The organism is Bacteroides sp. OM05-12 (assembly GCF_003438995.1).
Classification (GTDB): domain Bacteria; phylum Bacteroidota; class Bacteroidia; order Bacteroidales; family Bacteroidaceae; genus Bacteroides.
Window position 1 is genome coordinate 424,615 of sequence record NZ_QSUN01000001.1, and the last position, 19,976, is coordinate 444,590.

Below are 19,976 nucleotides of genomic sequence, written 5' to 3' on the forward strand. Positions count from 1 at the left end.
TAAGCGAATGAGTTGTAACACCCTGAAAAGAGTTGTTCAACGCCCCGGTAGATGATGCTAAACGCTCCCTTAGGTGTTGCCCAACGCTCCCTTGAGCGTTACCTAACGCTCCCTTAGGCGTTATCGAACGCTCAAGGGGGTGATAACGGGAGTTCCACAAGTGAAATGTATGTAAATATATAAGATATTAAAAGCCGACTCATTCATCACGAATTTGTCGGCTTTTATTTCTACTCTTTGCTATTGGATTACCCTGTTATGTTTATAGCGGTTTAGGTTGGCCGGATAATCCTATTCCTATTATTATTTAACAATCAATTTTACAATTCTGACATTACCGTTCGTGTAAGTTACTTTGGCGGCTACAATGCCGGAATAGGCAGCAGCTATATCAGCCCGTTCGCTTGCTGAATACACCAGTTGACGCCCGGTCATATCAAAGACTGTGATGGATGAGGCACCCTCTGCCACAATCGTTCCGTTCTCATAATAAACGTCCGAAACAATTATGTCGGTAATGCCGGATGCTTGTTCAAATCCTTCTTTGCCATTCAGTAATATTTGAGTCTCTCCGCCTACTAAGGAAACGAATCCGGAAATATTGGCGCATTCCACTACATTTATTTGTTCTTGTCCGAAGATTAAACTTACGGTGCTGTTTCCTTGTGCCATTTCTGTTATTGCCGGGAAAGTAGTCTCACCGGATACGCCGTTGAAAGTAACTTCTTCAAATTTAACGTATTGAGCTTCATAATCCCCCGGATTCGCATTGAGGACGGCAATGGTCAAGACTTCAGGAGTCACCGTGTTTCCGGTACTTACTTGTGTTGCAGATTCGACAAAGAAACTATGTGCGCCATTGAATTCGTCCAAAGTACCTTTGAGGTCTTTTATCTTGTCACCGGCTTTCACGCTGAATTGTGACATCTCGTCTGCCGACAGGCACAGTGCTGCCGTTGCATCTTTTACAAAGTAATTCGTCTGGATGAAGGAAGCGACGGCTCCTGTAACCAAGACCTCTCCTTTCACGACGTAAGCTCTGCCGTCTTCGTCCACGCCTGCATTCAGCATTTCTTTCAGGTTCGCGAATTCTTTCGGAGTATAGATTGCATAAAAGTCTCTTGTACCGTTCAAAACCACTGCCCAAGTATCTTCCGCCTTTATTACAAATCCGGCAACATTAGCTGCATCGGGTTTCTTTATCTGACTGTTACCCAACATCAGATTGGCGCTCTTATCTCCCTGAACCATGTGGCAAACTGCCGGTAACAGCTTGTCGTCCGCACTTACCTCATCTGAGAAGGTTACTTTCTCAAACTTGATATATTTCGCTTCAACGCTTGACGGATTTTTTACAAAATCTTCTATCGTCATGGCGGTAGGAGTCACATTGTTGTTTCGTGAAACCAGTTCTGCAGATTCGTAAATAAAGTAATGCGTACCGTTTTCTTCTTTCAACTGACCTTTCAGGCTCTTAATCTTATCGCCCGATCTGAATGTAAATGCAGCTGCATCGTCATTGTCGGCAGGAACAACATTGACAGCACCTGTGGCATCTCCCACAAAATAGTTCTCGCCAAAAGCCTTAGGATCTAAGACACCTGTTACCAAGATTTCCCCTGTCACACGGTAGCTGTATCCTTTGGCGGAAACGCCGGCTGCAATCATATTCTTCAGATTATCATAAGCAACGGTCATGTCCGTATGGTTTATTCCGATAGTGGAAACGTAATTGGCTTCCTGATTATCAGTATAGACGGCAACGATGCTGAAAGTAAAGTTTCCGGTTGGGAGACCTTTGACATCGTAGGATGTAGCGGAAGCCGGAACCGGTGTCTTTTTGCACAACACATCATTGGCGTAAACTTTATAACCACTTAAACCGTCTGCACCTTCGGGAGCTTTCCAAGTCAGTTTAACGAGGTTGTCACCCTCTTCGGCTGCAAGTTCGGAGACAGCGTGAGATTTGTGGTAAGCAGAAGAAGCGGTATAAACCTTTTCTGTTTCTTTTACCCATTTCCCGCCGGTATACTTGTCTGTTTTTTCGGCAGATACGAGTTTTGTGCCCGACAGATAGTCGAATACGGTTCTTGCGGTTGGTGTATAATTAGTTCCGTCGTAAGTATATACTTTTATTGAATCCACTTTGGCAGGGTCCAGGTAGAAATATTCTTCTTTTCCGGTGATTGTTTCTCCGTCTGCCTTATAAACCATATCCACTCTGCCGTTTCCTTCGTAACTATGCTTTTTGATCGATACAATGCTGGAATCCTTTCCGGCTATCGTCCAGTATTCGGTCTGTATCGGCAATTTATCTTGCGTGTTTTCAGTGGCATACGTGTAAGTCTCTTTTGAACTATCTTCCAGTTTGCCGCTTTGACCGATTGTTTTTGTCCTTTTTTCCACTACCTGATAATACATATTCGAAGTGGAAGTGATGGTACCGTCTCTCTTCCATGTCCATTCTTCTTTGTTCCATCCGTATTGAGTATCTACGGAAATTTTGGAGTACGAGGATGGAGCTGCCTTAACGGTTTTTCTCAATGGGTTGTTTTGTGCGTCATACTCTACTTCAAACAGTAATTGTTCGCTGCCGGAGTATTCTTTATAATAATAATTCCCGCTTCCTTTGATGTTGCCGTATGCATCTTTTACCGTGTAGCCGGAGTTATTCCAGTGTGCCACCTTTGATTTTGTGATATCGGAAAGGTCGAATGTGATGGTACAAGGATCGGATTCTCCTTCTTCGTATACGGCATATACGGTGATGATTGTTTCTTCTTTCTTGCTATAGGTAGAAGCTGCCGCCGTATTGAAGACAGAAGTACCTTTGGAAGTATCTACTATATATCTGTAATTTTTGAATGTCAGGCTGTTTTTAGCAGGTGCGTCCCATTGTAAGTTCAGATGCCATTCGTATGAATAATATTCATAGGCTGCTACTTGTAAATTGGTAACAGGTGGACAATCGATCTCGATATTGAAAGTAACAGGATCGGAAGCATTGGCAACTTCTTTATTATAAATAGGGAAGATGCGGTAAACATGTGTCCCTTTCTTTTGCTTTTTGACTGTTAGTTCTGTTCCGGTAAATATTTCATTCAGGAGTTCATTATCAACCATTACTTTATAGCCTTCCAGCCCTGTTGTAACAGTAGGTGCTTTGAATGTGATTTTAATCGTACCGATAGCTTCACCTTGTTGGATGTTCACATTTTGGGGAGCATAGTCACTGCCGTACAATTGTAGGGTATGTACATAATATTGGCTAAGCATCGGGAAATTACCGGGTTTGTCGAGATCGCTTTTATCGGAATCTCCTCCATATTTTAACACTTTGACCAATGCACCGTTTTTGTCATACTGATAGATATGTTTTGCAGATGGAACTAATATTGGTGCCATCAAATGTTGACGGTATAGTGAATCTGACACTAATTTGCCTTCTGCGTCATAGGCATAACATTTTCTGTCGATTTCTCTTGTGCTGCCATCACTGAGATGTTTTACGGTAGAGTTCTTTAATTCATTACCCATATTGTCAAAGACATAAGAAGTGGTTTCTGCTAGCTTGATAGTTCCGGTGTAGTCGGCATCACTATAAAGATCTTTAGAACTCAGGACTCCGTTTGTATAATGATATTCATATCTTTTTGTCTCGATGTTTTTATTGTTTTTATAGACTTCTTTCGCTAATAATTCGCCTTCATAAGTGTATTCGCAGGATTCTATGAATGTGTTATATACGGGATTGATTTTCGTGGTTTTAAGCAGTTTCAATCCTGTATCGTCATATTCATAGTCTGTTTGATAGTTATTGTAGCTCGAAATACATGATTCGGACAATACTTTGTTGTGTTCATTATAAGTATATGTATATTGTTCGCGTATGGTATTGTCTGCTGCATTATAAGTTATATTGCTTATCAGATTGCCAGATTTATCGTAATAATAGCTATTCCTATAAAGGTTCTCTTCACCAATACTGTCGATTGTTTGTGTCTCCTCATTGGCCAAATATTGGATTTTCCATGTCGTCATCCGGTTTGTTTTCCACGTCGGATTTTGTTGGGCAATAGCTGAACATACAGCTAATAGGCCTACCAGCACTAAAAAGAGTTTGTTTTTCTTCATAATTTAAATTTATTAAGTGAGTAATAGAGATAGATTGTCGTTTGCGTTACATTTGCAATATATGAGCTAAACTTGCTCGGTCAACCCAAAGAAGCCTAAACGTTGTCCAATTTCAGGGAAAGAACTTGTCCTATATTTATAATGAGTTGATATTCAGCGGATATACTGTGTAGAGAAACATGATAGTTTTCAGAGGGTATCCGAAAAGGTGTGAGTATAATTTAGGTGCGTATCTCGCGAACTTCACAGATTAAGTTTATACAGAATCCATGTAATTCGCGAGATACGCACCTAAGAAAGAATGAAGAAAGACTTCCCGGACTACCTTATAAATTATGAGGAGAAGATATCATTTCGCTCACTCTTCTATTTTATATCAGGAGGCGGGGTGTCTTATATAATTTCGATACCTTGTTGCTCACAGAGTTCCAGTCCTAAATCTTTGAGCTTGAACTTCTGTATCTTTCCGCTTCCGGTCATCGGGAATTCTTTAATGAAGAAAATGTATTTGGGGATTTTATAACGTGCTATTTTGTTCTTGCAAAACTCACGGACATCAGACTCATGCATATCCACTCCTTCACGCAGGATAATGAATGCTCCGACCGCTTCTCCGTATCTCTTGGACGGGATGCCGGCTACCTGCACGTCTTTCACTCCTTCCAGCTTATAGAGAAATTCTTCGATTTCTCTCGGATAGATATTTTCACCGCCCCGGATAATCATGTCTTTGATGCGTCCGGTGATACGATAGTTTCCGTCTTCATCCTTGATGCCTAAGTCTCCCGAATGAAGAAAACCGTTCTTGTCGATAACCTCGGCAGTAGCTTCCGGATTTTTATAATAACCTTTCATCGTGTTATAGCCCCGGTTGCACATTTCTCCCTGAACTCCTACCGGGCATTCTTCTCCGGTTTCGGGATCGATGACTTTTACTTCGGTAAACTCGAAATCTCGTCCTACGGTATTGCAACGCACATCGAAAGAGTCGTCGATGCGGGAAGCGGTCATACCCGGAGAGGCTTCGGTGAGGCCGTAAACGCTTGTTACTTTCATGAACATCTTTTCTTCCACTCTCTTCATCAGTTCCACCGGACAGAGCGAACCTGCCATGATGCCGGTGCGGAGGCTGGACATATCGAACATGTCGAACATCGGATGGTTGAGTTCGGCAATGAACATGGTCGGTACTCCGTAAAGTGCCGTGCACCGTTCTTTGTGTATGGAGGCGAGTACGACAAGCGGGTCAAAGCGTTCCACTATCACTTGTGTGCAACCGTGCGTAAGACAGTTCATGGTGGCAAGTACCACGCCGAAGCAGTGGAATAGGGGTACACAGCAGCAGAGCTTGTCGTCGGCGGTGAACTTCATGTGTTCTCCCGTGAGGAATCCGTTGTTCGTAATGTTATGGTGAGAAAGCATCACTCCTTTGGGAAATCCGGTAGTGCCGGATGTGTATTGCATATTAACCACATCATGGCAGGAGACTTTCTTTTTGGCTTCCGTCAGTGTGCTATCTTCGATATTGTCTCCCAATAACAGGATTTCGGGTGTGTTGTACATACCTCTGAACTTTTCCTGTCCTACGTAGATCACATTCTTCATGTGTGGGAAACGCTTGCTTTCGAGGTGTCCGCGCTGGCAGGTTTTCAGTTCCGGCAGCATCTTGTAGGTCATTTCCACAAAATCCGTGTCACGTTCCCCGTTGACGATACACAAGGTATGCATATCCGAGTTTTCACATAGGTACTCCAGCTCCGACTGACGGTAATTGGTGTTTACCGTAACGTAGACCGCACCGATTTTGGCACAGGCATACAGAAATGTGAGCCAGTCCGGAACGTTTGCCGCCCAGATGCCCACATGTGTGTCTTTCTTGATCCCGATGGCAAGAAGTCCTTTAGCCATCTTGTCTACCCGTTCATTGAACTCTTTCCACGTAAAGCGCAGATTACGGTCGGAATAAACAATATATTCCTTATCGGGTGTCTGCTCTGCCCATTGTTCAAGCCAGTCACCTAAAGTTTTCTCGAAAAGTTGCATTTGTCTTTTTATAGTTGTTTAAATAGGAGTATAGATAACCGCCAGTATCTTGGCAGCCTGCCCCTCGTATGCGTGTACATGGTGAGGTACGATGGAATCGTAGTAAATACTGTCACCTTCTTCCAACACATACGTATTTTTGCCGTAGCTGATCTCCATAACACCTTCCATTACCATGATAAATTCTTCTCCCTCATGGGATGAAAGCACGAAATCGGTATCGTTCGTCGCTTCCACATCAATGATGAACGGCTCCATGTGACGGTCTGCCTTTGATTTGGACAGTGAATGATACTGCATGTGACGACGTGAATGGATGGCATTGTTTGAGAAGCTGATTGTATCCGAAGAGTCGGACTTCCGGCAAACTACGGGACCCAGTTCGTTCTGGTCATCGAGGAATGTACCGAGACGTACTCCGAGCACACGGGCTATCTTGATTAGCGGAGCCAATGACGGTAGGTCGATATTATCTTCTATACGTTCTATCTGTTCTATTGCCAACCCTGAACGGTCGGAAAGTTCTTCTATGGTTATTCCTTTTGTTTCGCGGAGTGACTTGATTTTCTCTCCTACGATTTTTGTTGCATCCATAATGTCGGTATTAAAGATTGTTAGTTAATGACGCAAAAATACATAAATCTTTCATTTATGAAAAGATTTTGTGAATATAATGTTAGTCAGCCCCTCTCTTTTGCTGGAAAACTGGTTCCCGAAAAGAGAGGGGCTGATATGAAGAAGTTGAATTATGGTTTACATTCTTTCCGGAACTTCGATGCCTAATAATCCCATAGCCGACTTCACGATTCTGCCGACATTGGCGGAAAGGGCGAGGCGGAATAGTTTCAGATGTTCATTTTCTTCACGCAGGATGCTGAAATCGTGATAGAACTGGTTGTATTCTTTCACCAAATCATACGTGTAATTAGCGATGACAGACGGACTGTAATCCTCTCCTGCTTGTTTTACGACTCCGGCAAAGTCGGCAAGCATTTGGATGAGTCCTTCTTCCTTTTCGCTCAATTCCACATCTTTCGGCAGTGTTGACGGAACGCTGATACCTGCTTCGGCAGCCTTACGCAGGATGGACTGGATACGTGCGTAGGTATATTGGATGAAAGGTCCTGTATTCCCGTTGAAGTCGATAGACTCTTTCGGGTTGAAGGTCATGTTCTTGCGTGCATCCACTTTCAGGATGAAGTATTTCAAAGCACCTAGACCCACGATGCGTGCAATGTTGTTTGCCTCTTCCTCTGTGCATCCGTCCAGTTTGCCCAACTCGCCGGAAGTTTCTTTGGCGGTGTTGATCATTTCGTCCATAAGGTCGTCGGCATCTACCACCGTACCTTCACGCGACTTCATTTTACCTTCCGGCAGTTCCACCATTCCGTAGGAGAAGTGTACAAGACTCTTTCCCCATTCAAAACCAAGTTTGTCCAGCAGGATGGAGAGCACTTGGAAATGGTAATTTTGTTCGTTACCCACTACATAAATCATCTTATTGATGGGATAATCGGCGAAACGGAGTTTGGCGGTACCAATGTCCTGAGTCATATAGACGGATGTGCCGTCTGCGCGTAGCAGTAGTTTATGGTCAAGACCTTCGGCAGTCAGGTCGGCCCATACGGAACCGTCCTCTTTCTTATAGAAGAATCCCTTTTCGAGTCCTTCCATTACTTTCTCTTTCCCTTCCAGATAGGTATTGGATTCATAGTATATCTTGTCGAAACTAACACCCAAGCGTTTGTAAGTCTCGTCGAAACCGTCATATACCCAGTTGTTCATCATTGCCCATAAAGCTCTGACTTCCGGATCGCCCGCTTCCCATTTAACCAGCATTTCGCGTGCTTCGTTCATCAATGGAGATTTAGCTTCTGCCTCTTCTTTTGTCATGCCCTGTTTTTCCAGTTCGGCAACCTCTGCTTTATAATGCTTGTCGAAAGCCACGTAATAGTCGCCTACCAAATGATCGCCTTTTTTACCGGATGATTCGGGAGTTTCGCCGTTACCATACTTTTGCCATGCCAGCATGGATTTGCAAATATGGATGCCACGGTCATTTACGATATTGGTTTTCACAACCTTATTACCGTTGGCAGCAACGATATTGGCAAGTGCGTTACCCAGAAGGTTGTTACGTATATGTCCCAGATGGAGCGGTTTGTTGGTGTTGGGTGAAGAATATTCGATCATCACCAGCGGAGAAGATTCATCGGCTGTTTTGATACCGTAGTTTTCTTCCGCATTGATTTCGTTCAGCAAGTCAATCCAGCAGGCGGATGATATAGTCAGGTTCAGGAAGCCTTTGATAACATTGAATGCCGCTACAGCCGGTTCGTTCTGTGATAAGTATTCCCCGATTTCCTGTGCTGTCTGTTCCGGTGACTTCTTTGAGGTCCTTAGAAACGGAAAAACAACCAGTGTGAGGTGACCTTCAAACTCTTTCTTCGTTTTTTGCAACTGTACCTGTGCGGCAGGAACATCTTGTCCGTAGAGCGCTTTTATACCCTTAACAACAGATTGGGCAATAATATTTTCTATCTTCATTGTATAAGTATGTTTCTGAATATTACATTATTGGGCTGCAAAGATAAGGATAAAAATGATAGTTATCCATCCCCTGACGAGAAATTTCACGGGTAAAGCGAGTTGGAGTTGACAGTTAAAGTGATGGATATACCTGTTGTGCCGGAGTTGAATGTTCTGTTTTGGGGGTAAGTATGGAACCGTTATTGGGGTAAGACTTATTATGAAGTTCTTATTGGCTTACCGGTGTTGTGTCTACAATAAAATAACATCTTAATTGAATCCCGTATGCTGGTTCTAAATCGGTATACTGATTCAATTAACATGTTATTAACGCAATCTTTTCTGATTTTCTTAAAAAGAGTTTATTTTATTGCATCAGATAGTTCTGCACCAGCTTTGAACCTAGCTACTTTTTTTGCTGGAATTCTGATCGGGGCTTTAGTAGAAGGATTGATACCAGTTCTTGCTGCTCTTTCTGATACAGCGAATGTTCCGAAACCAACTAAAGCAACTTTATTGCCTTCTTTTAAAGCTTTGGTAACACTGGAAATAAAAGCATCGAGTGCTTTTTTAGAATCAGCTTTGTTCAAGCCGGATTCTTCTGCGATCGCATTAATAAGTTCTCCCTTATTCATAACGTAAATGATTAATTATTAGTAATAACACAAACGAAAAATCTAAATTTCTCACAAATATAGGAGAACAAAACAACATATCAAACATAAAACTTAAAAAATGTATGGTCTATTTTGAAAAAAATGTAAGAGAATCAGCTTTTTATGCTTTAAAACAGAATTTATTAGTAAATTTGCAACCTTATAAGTTTACGAATGTTGTAAAGACAAATAATGAAGATTAGATATGCCAGTTGTAACTAAGAATTTAATAATAATCAATATATTACTCTTTTTCGGAGGGATTGTCGCAGCAAAATATGGAATAAACCTGGACCAATATCTCGGTCTGCATTTTTTTCTTGCCGATGATTTTAATCTTGCCCAGTTGTTTACCTATATGTTCATGCACGGAGGTTTTACACATATTTTCTTCAATATGTTTGCCTTGTTTATGTTCGGGCGTATACTTGAGCAAGTTTGGGGGCCGAGACGTTTTCTCTTCTATTATATCGTGTGTGGAGTAGGAGCGGGTTTGATTCAGGAGTTAGTACAGTACATTCATTATTCGATGGAGCTTTCAGCTTATGACAGTGTGAATATAGGCGGTATGATTATGCCGATGGCGCAATACCTGAATCTGATGATAACGGTTGGTGCTTCCGGTGCCATTTATGCCATTCTTCTTGCTTTTGGTATGCTTTTCCCGAATCAAAGTCTTTTCATATTCCCGTTGCCTATGCCTATCAAGGCGAAATACTTTGTAATCGGGTATGCAGCTTTGGAACTGTTCCTTGGCATCAGTAACAATGCAAGTGATAATGTTGCACATTTTGCACACTTGGGAGGTATGTTGTTCGGGTTTATATTGATTATGTATTGGAGGAAAAAAGGTAATAATAACAATGGGACGTATTCTTACTGATTTAAAAGAGACATTTAGAAGAGGTGATATACATCTTCAGTATATATATATTAATGTAGGAGTTTTTATTCTTACTACTCTGCTTTCTGTGTTTCTGGTTTTGTTTAACAGGAATAGTGGTCTTATTTTGCAGTATTTTGAATTGCCGGCTTCGGTATCCCGTTTCCTGATTCAGCCGTGGAGCTTGTTTACTTATATGTTTATGCATGCGAACTTTATGCATATCCTGTTTAATATGCTTTGGTTGTATTGGTTCGGTAGTCTGTTCCTTCATTTCTTTTCGGCTAAGCATTTTCGTGGATTATATATATTAGGGGGAGTGTGTGGAGGTTTGCTTTATATGCTGGCTTACAATATCTTTCCTTATTTCCGTTTTTCTGTGGAATTCTCTTTCTTATTGGGAGCTTCGGCTTCTGTATTGGCGATTGTAGTTGCTACGGCTTATCGTGAACCGAATTTTACTGTGAACCTTTTGTTCTTGGGTGCGGTTCGTTTGAAATACATTGCCTTGTTCATGGTGTTGTCTGATCTGTTGATGATGACCGGAGGGAATGCCGGAGGGCATATAGCCCATTTAGGCGGAGCGTTGGCAGGACTGTGGTTTGCTATGGAGCTGAATAAGGGACGTGATATGACCTCGTGGATTAATATTGTATTGGATTGGTTTACCGGTATTTTTGATGGTAGCAAACGCAGAAAATCAAAAAAGCCGAAGATGAAAGTTCATTATGGTTCCCGTGTCGACGATTATGACTATAACGCCCGTAAGAAAGCACAATCCGAAGAGATAGACCGGATACTCGATAAACTGAAAAAATCCGGTTATGACAGTCTGACGGCAGATGAAAAGAAAAGCCTATTCGACGCAAGTAAGAAATAGCCATGAAATGGATAAGTAAATATCTGGGATATCTTATACTGGGAATCAATGGCTTATTTGCCGGACTCCTTTTGTTCAGTGCGTATAGTCCGCACATCAATCCTGAAATTCATCCGGTGGTATCTTGTTTCGGCTTGGCATTTCCGGCTTTTCTAGTTATGAATTTGTTGTTTTTCCTGTTCTGGTTGTTTTTCCATCGGAAATATGTGCTCTTACCTTTATTGGCATTTATCGTTTGCATCGGTTCGATAAGGACGTATATTCCTGTTAACTTTCCGACAAAAAATATTCCCAAAGATGCTTTTAAGCTGTTGTCATATAATGTGATGGCGTTTGATGAGGATAAAAAACATACGCAAGATAGTCCAAACCCGATTGTAATGTATATTAAAAACAGTGATGCGGATATTGTCTGCTTGCAGGAGTTTATTATGGGAGCGGATAAACATCATCTTCAGAAAGCAGATGTGGATGAGGCATTGAAAGATTATCCTTATAAACAATATCATGCGGCGGGGAAGAGTGGGAATGGCTTGGCTTGCTACTCGCGTTATCCGATCCTGTCACAGGAACAACTGCCTTATGAAAGCCTGTATAACGGAACGATAATGTATCAGTTGAATATTAACGGGGACACAGTTGTGCTGATAAATAATCATCTTGAATCTAATAAGCTGACTTATGAAGATAAGAAAGTGTATGTGGAGATGATTAAATCACCCGAAAAGGATAAAGTGGAGCATGGAGCACGCCTGTTAATCTCTAAACTGGCGGAAGCAACTGCTATTCGTGCCCGTCAGGCTAACGCTATTGCCCATGTAATTGATTCGTTGAATAATAAAGGACGGTCGATTATCGTTTGCGGAGATTTCAATGATACTCCGATTTCATATACTCATCGGGTAATATCGCAGAATCTTGACGATGCTTTTGTACAGTCCGGTAATGGAATAGGTATATCCTATAATCAGAACGGATTTTATTTTAGGATAGATAATATATTGATAAGTAAGGATTTGAAGTCTTTTGACTGTACGGTAGATAATCATATTAAAGATTCGGACCATTATCCTATCTGGTGCTATATAGCGAAAAGGAAAACCTAATTTATTATACCTCTTAATTTAATGCACTTATGAAAATCAGAAATTCGTTATTAATTTTAGTTACATGTTGTATGGCTTATTCATGTACGACAAAGACGGAAGATAATCCGTTTTTTGCAGAGTTCCAAACCGAGTATGGTGTTCCGCCTTTTGATAAGATAAAGCTGGAGCATTATGAGCCTGCTATCTTAAAAGGAATAGAGGAGCAGAATAATGATATCGAATCAATCATTAATAATGCTGAAACCCCGACTTTTGAGAATACGATTGTTGCTTTGGACAATAGTGGGAAGATCCTGTCGAGAGTGGGAGGTGTCCTGTTTAATTTGACGGAAGCGGAAACAACTGATTCGCTTACGGCATTGTCCATGCGTATGGCCCCGGTATTATCGGAACATCAGGATAATATTTATTTGAATCAACAACTTTTTGAACGTGTAAATGCCGTTCATCAGCAGTTTATGGATGATTCTACCCTTCTTACAAAAGAACAACAACGGTTGCTTGATAAATATTATAAAAAGTTTGTACGTTCGGGTGCGGCTTTGGATGAAGCGAAACAAGCGCGGTTGAGAGAAATAAACAAAGAACTGTCAACGCTTGAAATAAAGTTCAGCAATAACGTCCTTAACGAGACAAATGCTTTTCAGTTGGTAATTGAAGATGAGAATGATTTGATCGGGTTGCCGGAATGGGTGAAAGCCGGTGCGGCAGAAGAAGCCAAACAAGCCGGTATGGATGGAAAATGGATGTTCACATTGCGTAACTCCAGTTTTATTCCGGCTATGCAATATGCAGCCAACCGGAACATACGTGAGCAGCTGTATAAGGCTTATACAAACAGATGTAACAATGGTGGTGAGACCGATAACAAAGAGGTTTTGAAACAGATAGTCAAACTTCGTCTGGAGAAAGCCAATCTACTGGGATTTAATAACTATGCGGATTTCGTATTGGATGAGAATATGGCCAAGAACTCGGAAGTGGTCACTTCTTTCCTTGATGAGTTATGGAAATATTCTTTGCCTAATGCTAAAAAAGAGGCTTCAGAACTCCAGAAAATGATGGATAAAGAAGGAAAAGGTGAACAACTTGAAGCGTGGGACTGGTGGTATTATGCAGAAAAACTTCGTCAGGAGAAATATGATTTGAATGAGGATGAGTTGAAACCTTACTTTAAGCAGGAGAATGTCAGAGATGGAGTGTTTGCTGTTGCAAACAAACTATATGGAATAACTTTGACGGAACTGACGGGAATACCGGTTTATCATCCGGACGTAAAAGTCTTTGAGGTGAAAGATGCAGACGGTTCCTTCTTAGGCTTGTTCTATACGGATTATTTCCCTCGTGCAGGTAAGAGAGGCGGAGCATGGATGAGTAATTACCGTGAACAGCAAGGCGATGTTCGTCCGCTTATTTGTAATGTGGCCAGCTTTACGAAACCGACAGGCGATACACCTTCTCTCTTGACGTTGGATGAGGTGGAAACCACTTTCCATGAGTTTGGACATGCGATGCACGGAATGTTGAGCAAATGTAATTATGCGGGTATTTCCGGTACGAATGTGACGCGTGATTTTGTTGAACTTCCTTCACAAATCATGGAACATTGGGCTACTGCTCCGGAGGTCTTGAAGATGTATGCGAAACACTACCGGACAGGTGAAACGATTCCGGATTCACTAATCGAGAAAATCCAGTCGGTGGGTACGTTCAATCAGGGATTCATGACTACGGAACTGTTAGCTGCCGCTATCCTTGATATGGAGCTGCATAAGATAACAGCCGAGCAGATAAAAGAAAAAGATTTGAATGTTGTAGAGTTTGAAAAGAACTTGACAGATAAACTTGGTTTGATACCGCAAATCGCACCCCGATACAGAGCTACTTATTTCAATCATATCGTAGGAGGCTATGATGCCGGATATTATAGTTACCTATGGGCTAATGTGTTGGATTCCGATGCATTTGAGGCTTTCAAGGAAAACGGATTGTTTGATAAGAAGACGGCTACTTCTTTCCGTGAAAATATCTTGGAAAAAGGAAACAGTGATGATCCGATGGTACTCTATAAGAATTTCCGAGGAGCAGAACCGAAGATGGAACCGATGCTGAAAGATCGCGGTTTGCAATAAATTAACCTTCATAAAGAGTGGATTTTAGGCTGCAAAAGACTGTTTTGCAGCCTAAAATGTGTTTTCGCCTTTAAATATTTGTTCTACTTTATATTTAAAAGTGAAAAAAAAGCTATATTTGCAGCCTTATAGCAGATGATAATTAATTAAATAAGTAATATAAATTTCAAGTAAAATGCAAAACAAAGGATTTGTAAAAGTTTTTGCGATATTACTCACACTGGTATGTGTGTTCTATCTCTCTTTCTCTTTTGTGACTCGCTATCACATGAATAAGGCAAAAGAGGATCCGCAAGGTGAAACGCACTATTTGGATTCCGTGATGAATGAAAAAGTGTGGTTGGGTAACTATACGCTGAAACAATGTCGTGAGATGGAGATTGGTTTGGGTCTTGACCTGAAAGGTGGTATGAATGTCATTCTTGAGGTGTCTGTTCCGGATGTAGTTAAAGCGTTGGCTGACAATAAGCCGGATGAGGCTTTTAATAAAGCGATTGCTTCTGCAGCGAAACTTCAAGCTACAAGCCAGGATGATTTTATTACCCTTTTTGTCAATGAGTATCATAAAGAAGCTCCGGGTGCAAGACTTTCAGAGCTGTTTGCTACACAACAGTTGAAAGACAGAATCAACCAAAAATCTTCAGATAAAGAAGTAGAAAAAGTCTTAAGAGATGAAGTTAAGGCAGCGGTTGAGAATTCATATAACGTACTTCGTACACGTATTGACCGTTTTGGTGTGGTTCAGCCGAATATCCAAAGCTTGGAAGACAAGATGGGACGTATCATGGTGGAACTACCGGGTATTAAAGAACCGGAACGTGTGAGAAAGTTGCTTCAAGGTTCTGCAAATCTGGAATTTTGGGAAACTTACACGGCAAAAGAAATCGTTCCTTATCTATCTTCTGCTGATGCGAAACTTCGTACAATATTAAATCAATCTGCAACGACGGATTCTACTGCTGTAGAAGAAGTAGCTGTGACTGATACTACAGTTGTAGCCGAAGCTCCGGCAATGAATGCTACCGACAGTATAGCTGCTGCATTGAGAGGAGACAAACCGGAAGTTAATAATGAAGCGATGATGGCACAAGCCAAAAAAGAACATCCGCTTGCTTCCATTCTTCAGTTCAATACCAGTGGAGCCGGTTCTATTGTAGGTTATGCACATTATAAAGATACGGCAGATGTGAACAGATATCTTGCTATGAAAGAAATCGCAGAAGAACTTCCGAAAGATTTAAGATTGAAATGGGGAGTAAAAGCTGCCGAATTCGATAAGAAGGCTCAGATATTTGAATTGTACGCTATCAAATCTACTGAACGTAACGGTAAAGCTCCGTTGGAAGGTGATGTGATTACTACTGCAAAAGATGATTACGATCAATATGGACACCCGTCAGTAAGTATGTCTATGAACTCAGACGGTTCCAGAAGATGGGCTTTATTGACTAAACAGAATGTTGGTAAATCCATTGCTATTGTTTTGGATGGATATGTATATTCTGCTCCGAACGTAAACGGTGAAATCACAGGTGGTAACTCACAGATCACAGGTAACTTCACTCCGGAAGAAGCAAAAGACTTGGCAAATGTGTTGAAGTCCGGTAAGATGCCGGCTCCTGCCCACATTGTTCAGGAAGATATTATCGGTCCGTCACTCGGACAGGCTTCTATTAATCAAGGTATCATGTCATTTATTGTGGCTTTGATATTATTGATGATTTATATGTGTGCAATGTACGGACTTGTTCCGGGAATGATTGCTAACGGTGCGTTGATTATCAACTTCTTCTTTACTTTAGGAATCCTTTCTTCATTCCAGGCAGCATTGACAATGTCCGGTATCGCCGGTATGGTATTGTCATTGGGTATGGCAGTGGATGCTAATGTGCTTATTTACGAACGTACGAAGGAAGAACTCAGAGCGGGTAAGAATGTGAAGAAAGCGTTGGCAGACGGTTATTCAAATGCGTTCTCGGCTATCTTCGACTCCAACTTGACATCTATCATTACAGGTGTTATCCTATTCAACTTCGGTACCGGTCCTATCCGTGGTTTCGCAACTACTTTGATTATCGGTATCTTGTGTTCATTCTTTACAGCCGTGTTTATGACTCGTCTGGTTTATGAATACTTTATGAATAAGGATAAGCTGTTGAACCTGACATTTACATCCGGTATCTCTAAGAAGATTTTTGTAAATACCCATTTTGATTTCATGGGTCACATCAAACAATACTTTATTATATTGGCTGTGATTGTTGTTGCATGTTTGGCATCGTTCGGTATTCGTGGTTTGAGTCAGAGTATTGACTTTACCGGTGGACGTAACTTCGTGGTACAATTCGAGCAGAAGGTAGAGCCGGAACAAGCAGAGAAGTTGATTATGGAAAAAATCAGCGGCTTGACGGATGAAAAAGTATCAGTATCTGCAATCGCTTTAGGAACAGATGGTAAAACAGTCCGTATCAGTACGAACTATCGTATCAATGATGACTCTAACACCGTAGATTCTGAAATCGAAGAATTCCTTTATACAGCATTGAAACCGTTGTTGACAGAGAATATTCCGTTGGAAGTATTCATCGACCGCGATAACTATACAGGTGGTAGTATTATCAGTTCACAAAAGGTAGGTCCAAGTATAGCTGATGACATTAAATATTCTGCTATCTGGTCAGTCTTATTATCATTGGTTGCAATCGGTCTTTATATCTTGCTGAGATTTAGAAATATTGCTTATAGTATCGGTTCTGTGATAGCATTGACAACAGATACTATTATAATTATCGGTGCATATTCGTTGTTATGGGGAATTGTTCCTTTCTCACTGGAAATTGACCAGACGTTTATCGGTGCTATCCTTACGGCTATCGGTTATTCTATCAATGATAAGGTGGTAATCTTCGACCGTGTACGTGAGTTCTTCGGTTTGTATCCGAAGCGTAATCGTAGACAACTGTTTAATGATTCATTGAATACGACATTGGCTCGTACCATCAATACTTCATTAAGTACCTTGATCGTGTTGCTGTGTATATTCATACTTGGTGGTGACTCCATCCGTAGTTTTGCATTCGCAATGATTCTCGGTGTTGTTATTGGTACATTGTCTTCATTGTTCGTAGCTTCTCCTATTGCTTATCTGCTGATGAACAAAAAAGGAGTAAAAGCTTCTGTTCCGGCTGAAGAAGCAAAACAGGCAGAATAATTTAGAAGTTAAGTTATAGGATAGGCTGTTTAAAAAGCCTATACATTCTTTATTTTAGGCGCGAAATTCTAAGACTCAGTGGTCTTAGGGTTTCGCGCCTAAGTCATATTAACCGGGTATAGTTGAGAATTGAGAGTGTCATTCGTAAACCATTGGCTTTTTTTATTGAGAGTTAGAATTTCCATCCAAACTTCTCCTTCGCTGCTATGAAAACTTCCGGCTTTCCGTTTTCCATTGCCGGGAGAAAGTTACTTTCACCGTAATTTATTGGAAATCAAGTGTAAATAAGCAAATAGTGATAAGTGAAGGCAAGTCAAAGTAAAAGTTGAATAACAGCAAAACAGGTAAAATAAGCAGACTAAAAACGCCTAAGGGAGCGATGGCTAACGCTCCAGTAGATGTAAGCTATCGCTCCCTTGAGCGTTAGCCGTCGCCCCCTTGAGTGATAGTCAACGCTCCCTTGAGCGATTTATATAAATGACCCGACTGTCTTTTATAAACATACGGACGATTGCAGACAAACATGCGGTCGATTGATGATAAACTCCTATCGTTTGTGATCAATCGACCGTATGCAAGAAGACGGAATCCATTACAAATGAACCGGATAATGGATGGGTGCAAATTCTTATAAGTAGCCCTAAAAACGAGAATAATGTTAAGAGATACACCTTTTGTTAAACAAAAATAGGTGTTTTTTATATGTAAAGTCGTATTAATGAAATATATTTGCGTTGCTAATGTCAGTAATCAACCAAGTTATTATGAAACACGTATCTATATTTTTGTTATTCCTTCTCGTACCTTTTATTAATATTAATTCGGAGTCATATCAGAACGATGTTTGGAAACTGTTGGATAAATCCCAAAAGTCGCTTCTTTCGAATCCGGAGTTGTCTGCTGATTATACTTTGCAGGCTTTTGAAATATTAAAGCATACAACAGATTCAGCCTTGATAGTCTCCACGCTTATAATGGGTGGCCGTGCTTATATGTTACAGGGTAACTTTGACTTGAGCGTGAATACTTATTATGAGGCTCTATCTTATTGCCCTTTAAAGGATAATAGAACAAGGGCACAAATTAAAGTAAATTTGGGAACACTGTACGGATCTTTAAAAGATTTTTCCAAGGCAGTGGAATTAATTGATAATGCAGCCTCTACTTATAAGGCGTTGAATGATTCTTCCGGTATAGCCAATGCCTATAATTCTCGTGGTCTGATTCATGTTTATATGGGAGAGTATGCGATTGCCGATAAATTCTTTAAAGATGCGTTACGTATAAATAAGGCTTTGAAAGATGAAAAGAATATGGCTGCCAATATAAATAATATGTGCCTTTATGAGGGAAATACGGAAGAGAAAATTGATTTGCTGAAAGAGGCTATACAGATTAATAAACGTAAGAACTCGATTTGGTCACTAGCGGAGAATTATAATAATATGGGTCTCCAATTGTATTATGCTAAAAAGTATAATGAGGCGATCGTCGCTTTGAAAGCCGCTCACGAATATGCGCTGGAAGTCAATGCACAAGAGTTGATATGTGACAATTATGAGTACTTCTCCCAAGTATATTCGGCACAGAATGATTATAAACAGGCGTATGAGAATCTGGTAAATTTTGAACAGAAACGAAATCAGTTGCTGCAAGAAAGAAGATTGATTAATATCGAACGTAAAGTTGCTAATCAGAGGATGCAGGATCAGAAGAAAGAAGCTGAGATTCAAGAGCAGATGCATCAGATAGAACTCTTGAGACGGAATATTTTCATTGTTATTATTTTGGCTTTATGCGTCTTTTTATTCGTTTTCTTCTCGGTAAAGCAGTTTAAGAGGAAGAAAAACTTGCAGATAGCGGAGGCTCAAGCCGAATTATTGTCTAAAGATAAGATTATAACAGATTTGAAGTTGCAACAGCAAGCGATAGAATTGGAAATGCAATCAAAGAAACTGGAATCTACTCAGTCGGAACTGACTAATTTTGTGCTTTTTGTCAATAGCAGGAATGAACTTCTGGATAAAATTAGAGAAATGATAAAGGAGGCTTATAAGATGGAGTATAAAGAAATACTGTCTCACCTTAAAAATATAAACACTTTTATCTTTCAATTTAAGAAGATGGAAGAAGAGAACAACGGCCTGACTAAAGATATTGAGGAACAAAACCAGGATTTTCTGAATCGCTTATGTGAGAAACATCCGAATCTGACACAGGGAGAAAAGAAGCTGGCAACCTTTTTACGCATCAATTTATCCACAAAAGAGATCTCTTTGCTAACCGGAATATCGATAAAAGCCATCGGTATGTCGAGATATCGTTTAAGAAAAACGCTTGAATTGGATCCAAAAGAAGATATTTCGGTTTATTTGCGTAATATCTGATTTTCCCATTTT

Annotated in this window: 12 protein-coding genes; 7 read left to right on the forward strand and 5 right to left on the reverse strand. The window is 40.7% G+C overall.

Annotated elements, in window-relative coordinates:
* Window positions 1-303: 303 nt before the first annotated feature.
* From DXB63_RS01610 to DXB63_RS01620, 3 genes are all read right to left on the reverse strand, one after another.
* The gene (locus DXB63_RS01610) at window positions 304-4,134 is read right to left on the reverse strand and encodes a hypothetical protein (protein ID WP_122124616.1); all 3,831 of its coding nucleotides are present in this window, start codon (window positions 4,132-4,134) and stop codon (window positions 304-306) included.
* Window positions 4,135-4,527: 393 nt separating this feature from the next.
* The gene (locus DXB63_RS01615; protein ID WP_122124617.1) at window positions 4,528-6,177 is read right to left on the reverse strand and encodes an AMP-binding protein; all 1,650 of its coding nucleotides are present in this window, start codon (window positions 6,175-6,177) and stop codon (window positions 4,528-4,530) included.
* A gap of 18 nt (window positions 6,178-6,195) precedes the next feature.
* Entirely contained in the window at window positions 6,196-6,771 is a 576-nt protein-coding gene (locus DXB63_RS01620) for a helix-turn-helix domain-containing protein (protein WP_122124618.1), read from the reverse strand.
* Window positions 6,772-6,828: 57 nt separating this feature from the next.
* On the opposite strand from DXB63_RS01620, the gene DXB63_RS18335 reads away from it, so the two are divergent.
* On the forward strand, window positions 6,829-6,960 hold the full coding sequence (locus tag DXB63_RS18335; protein ID WP_255419982.1) for a hypothetical protein: 132 nt from the start codon (window positions 6,829-6,831) through the stop codon (window positions 6,958-6,960).
* On the opposite strand, the gene argS is transcribed toward DXB63_RS18335, so the two are convergent.
* Complete coding sequence (argS, locus tag DXB63_RS01625) at window positions 6,931-8,724, reverse strand: arginine--tRNA ligase (protein WP_122124619.1); 1,794 nt, start codon at window positions 8,722-8,724, stop codon at window positions 6,931-6,933. The genes DXB63_RS18335 and argS overlap by 30 nt on opposite strands.
* A gap of 344 nt (window positions 8,725-9,068) precedes the next feature.
* Complete coding sequence (locus DXB63_RS01630) at window positions 9,069-9,341, reverse strand: HU family DNA-binding protein (RefSeq protein WP_122124620.1); 273 nt, start codon at window positions 9,339-9,341, stop codon at window positions 9,069-9,071.
* Between the two features lie 226 nt (window positions 9,342-9,567).
* Here DXB63_RS01630 and DXB63_RS01635 point away from each other — a divergent pair, with 226 nt between their 5' ends.
* The 6 genes from DXB63_RS01635 (at window position 9,568) to DXB63_RS01660 (ending at window position 19,964) form a co-directional block, all read left to right on the forward strand.
* The gene (locus DXB63_RS01635; RefSeq protein ID WP_122124621.1) at window positions 9,568-10,245 is read left to right on the forward strand and encodes a rhomboid family intramembrane serine protease; all 678 of its coding nucleotides are present in this window, start codon (window positions 9,568-9,570) and stop codon (window positions 10,243-10,245) included.
* Window positions 10,226-11,125 (forward strand): rhomboid family intramembrane serine protease, encoded by a 900-nt coding sequence (locus tag DXB63_RS01640; RefSeq protein WP_122124622.1) that lies wholly within the window; start codon window positions 10,226-10,228, stop codon window positions 11,123-11,125. Before DXB63_RS01635 ends, DXB63_RS01640 begins: the two co-directional genes overlap by 20 nt.
* A gap of 2 nt (window positions 11,126-11,127) precedes the next feature.
* Window positions 11,128-12,231: an endonuclease/exonuclease/phosphatase family protein gene (locus DXB63_RS01645; protein WP_122124623.1), complete on the forward strand. Its 1,104-nt coding sequence runs from the start codon at window positions 11,128-11,130 to the stop codon at window positions 12,229-12,231.
* Between the two features lie 29 nt (window positions 12,232-12,260).
* Window positions 12,261-14,366, forward strand: a complete 2,106-nt coding sequence (locus DXB63_RS01650; RefSeq protein WP_122124624.1) for a M3 family metallopeptidase — start codon at window positions 12,261-12,263, stop codon at window positions 14,364-14,366.
* Between the two features lie 175 nt (window positions 14,367-14,541).
* Window positions 14,542-17,577 carry a protein translocase subunit SecDF gene (gene secDF, locus DXB63_RS01655; protein ID WP_122124625.1) on the forward strand — a complete coding sequence of 1,012 codons (3,036 nt, stop codon included), beginning with the start codon at window positions 14,542-14,544 and terminating at the stop codon, window positions 17,575-17,577.
* Window positions 17,578-18,341: 764 nt separating this feature from the next.
* The gene (locus tag DXB63_RS01660; protein ID WP_122124626.1) at window positions 18,342-19,964 is read left to right on the forward strand and encodes a tetratricopeptide repeat protein; all 1,623 of its coding nucleotides are present in this window, start codon (window positions 18,342-18,344) and stop codon (window positions 19,962-19,964) included.
* The last annotated feature ends 12 nt before the right edge of the window (window positions 19,965-19,976 follow it).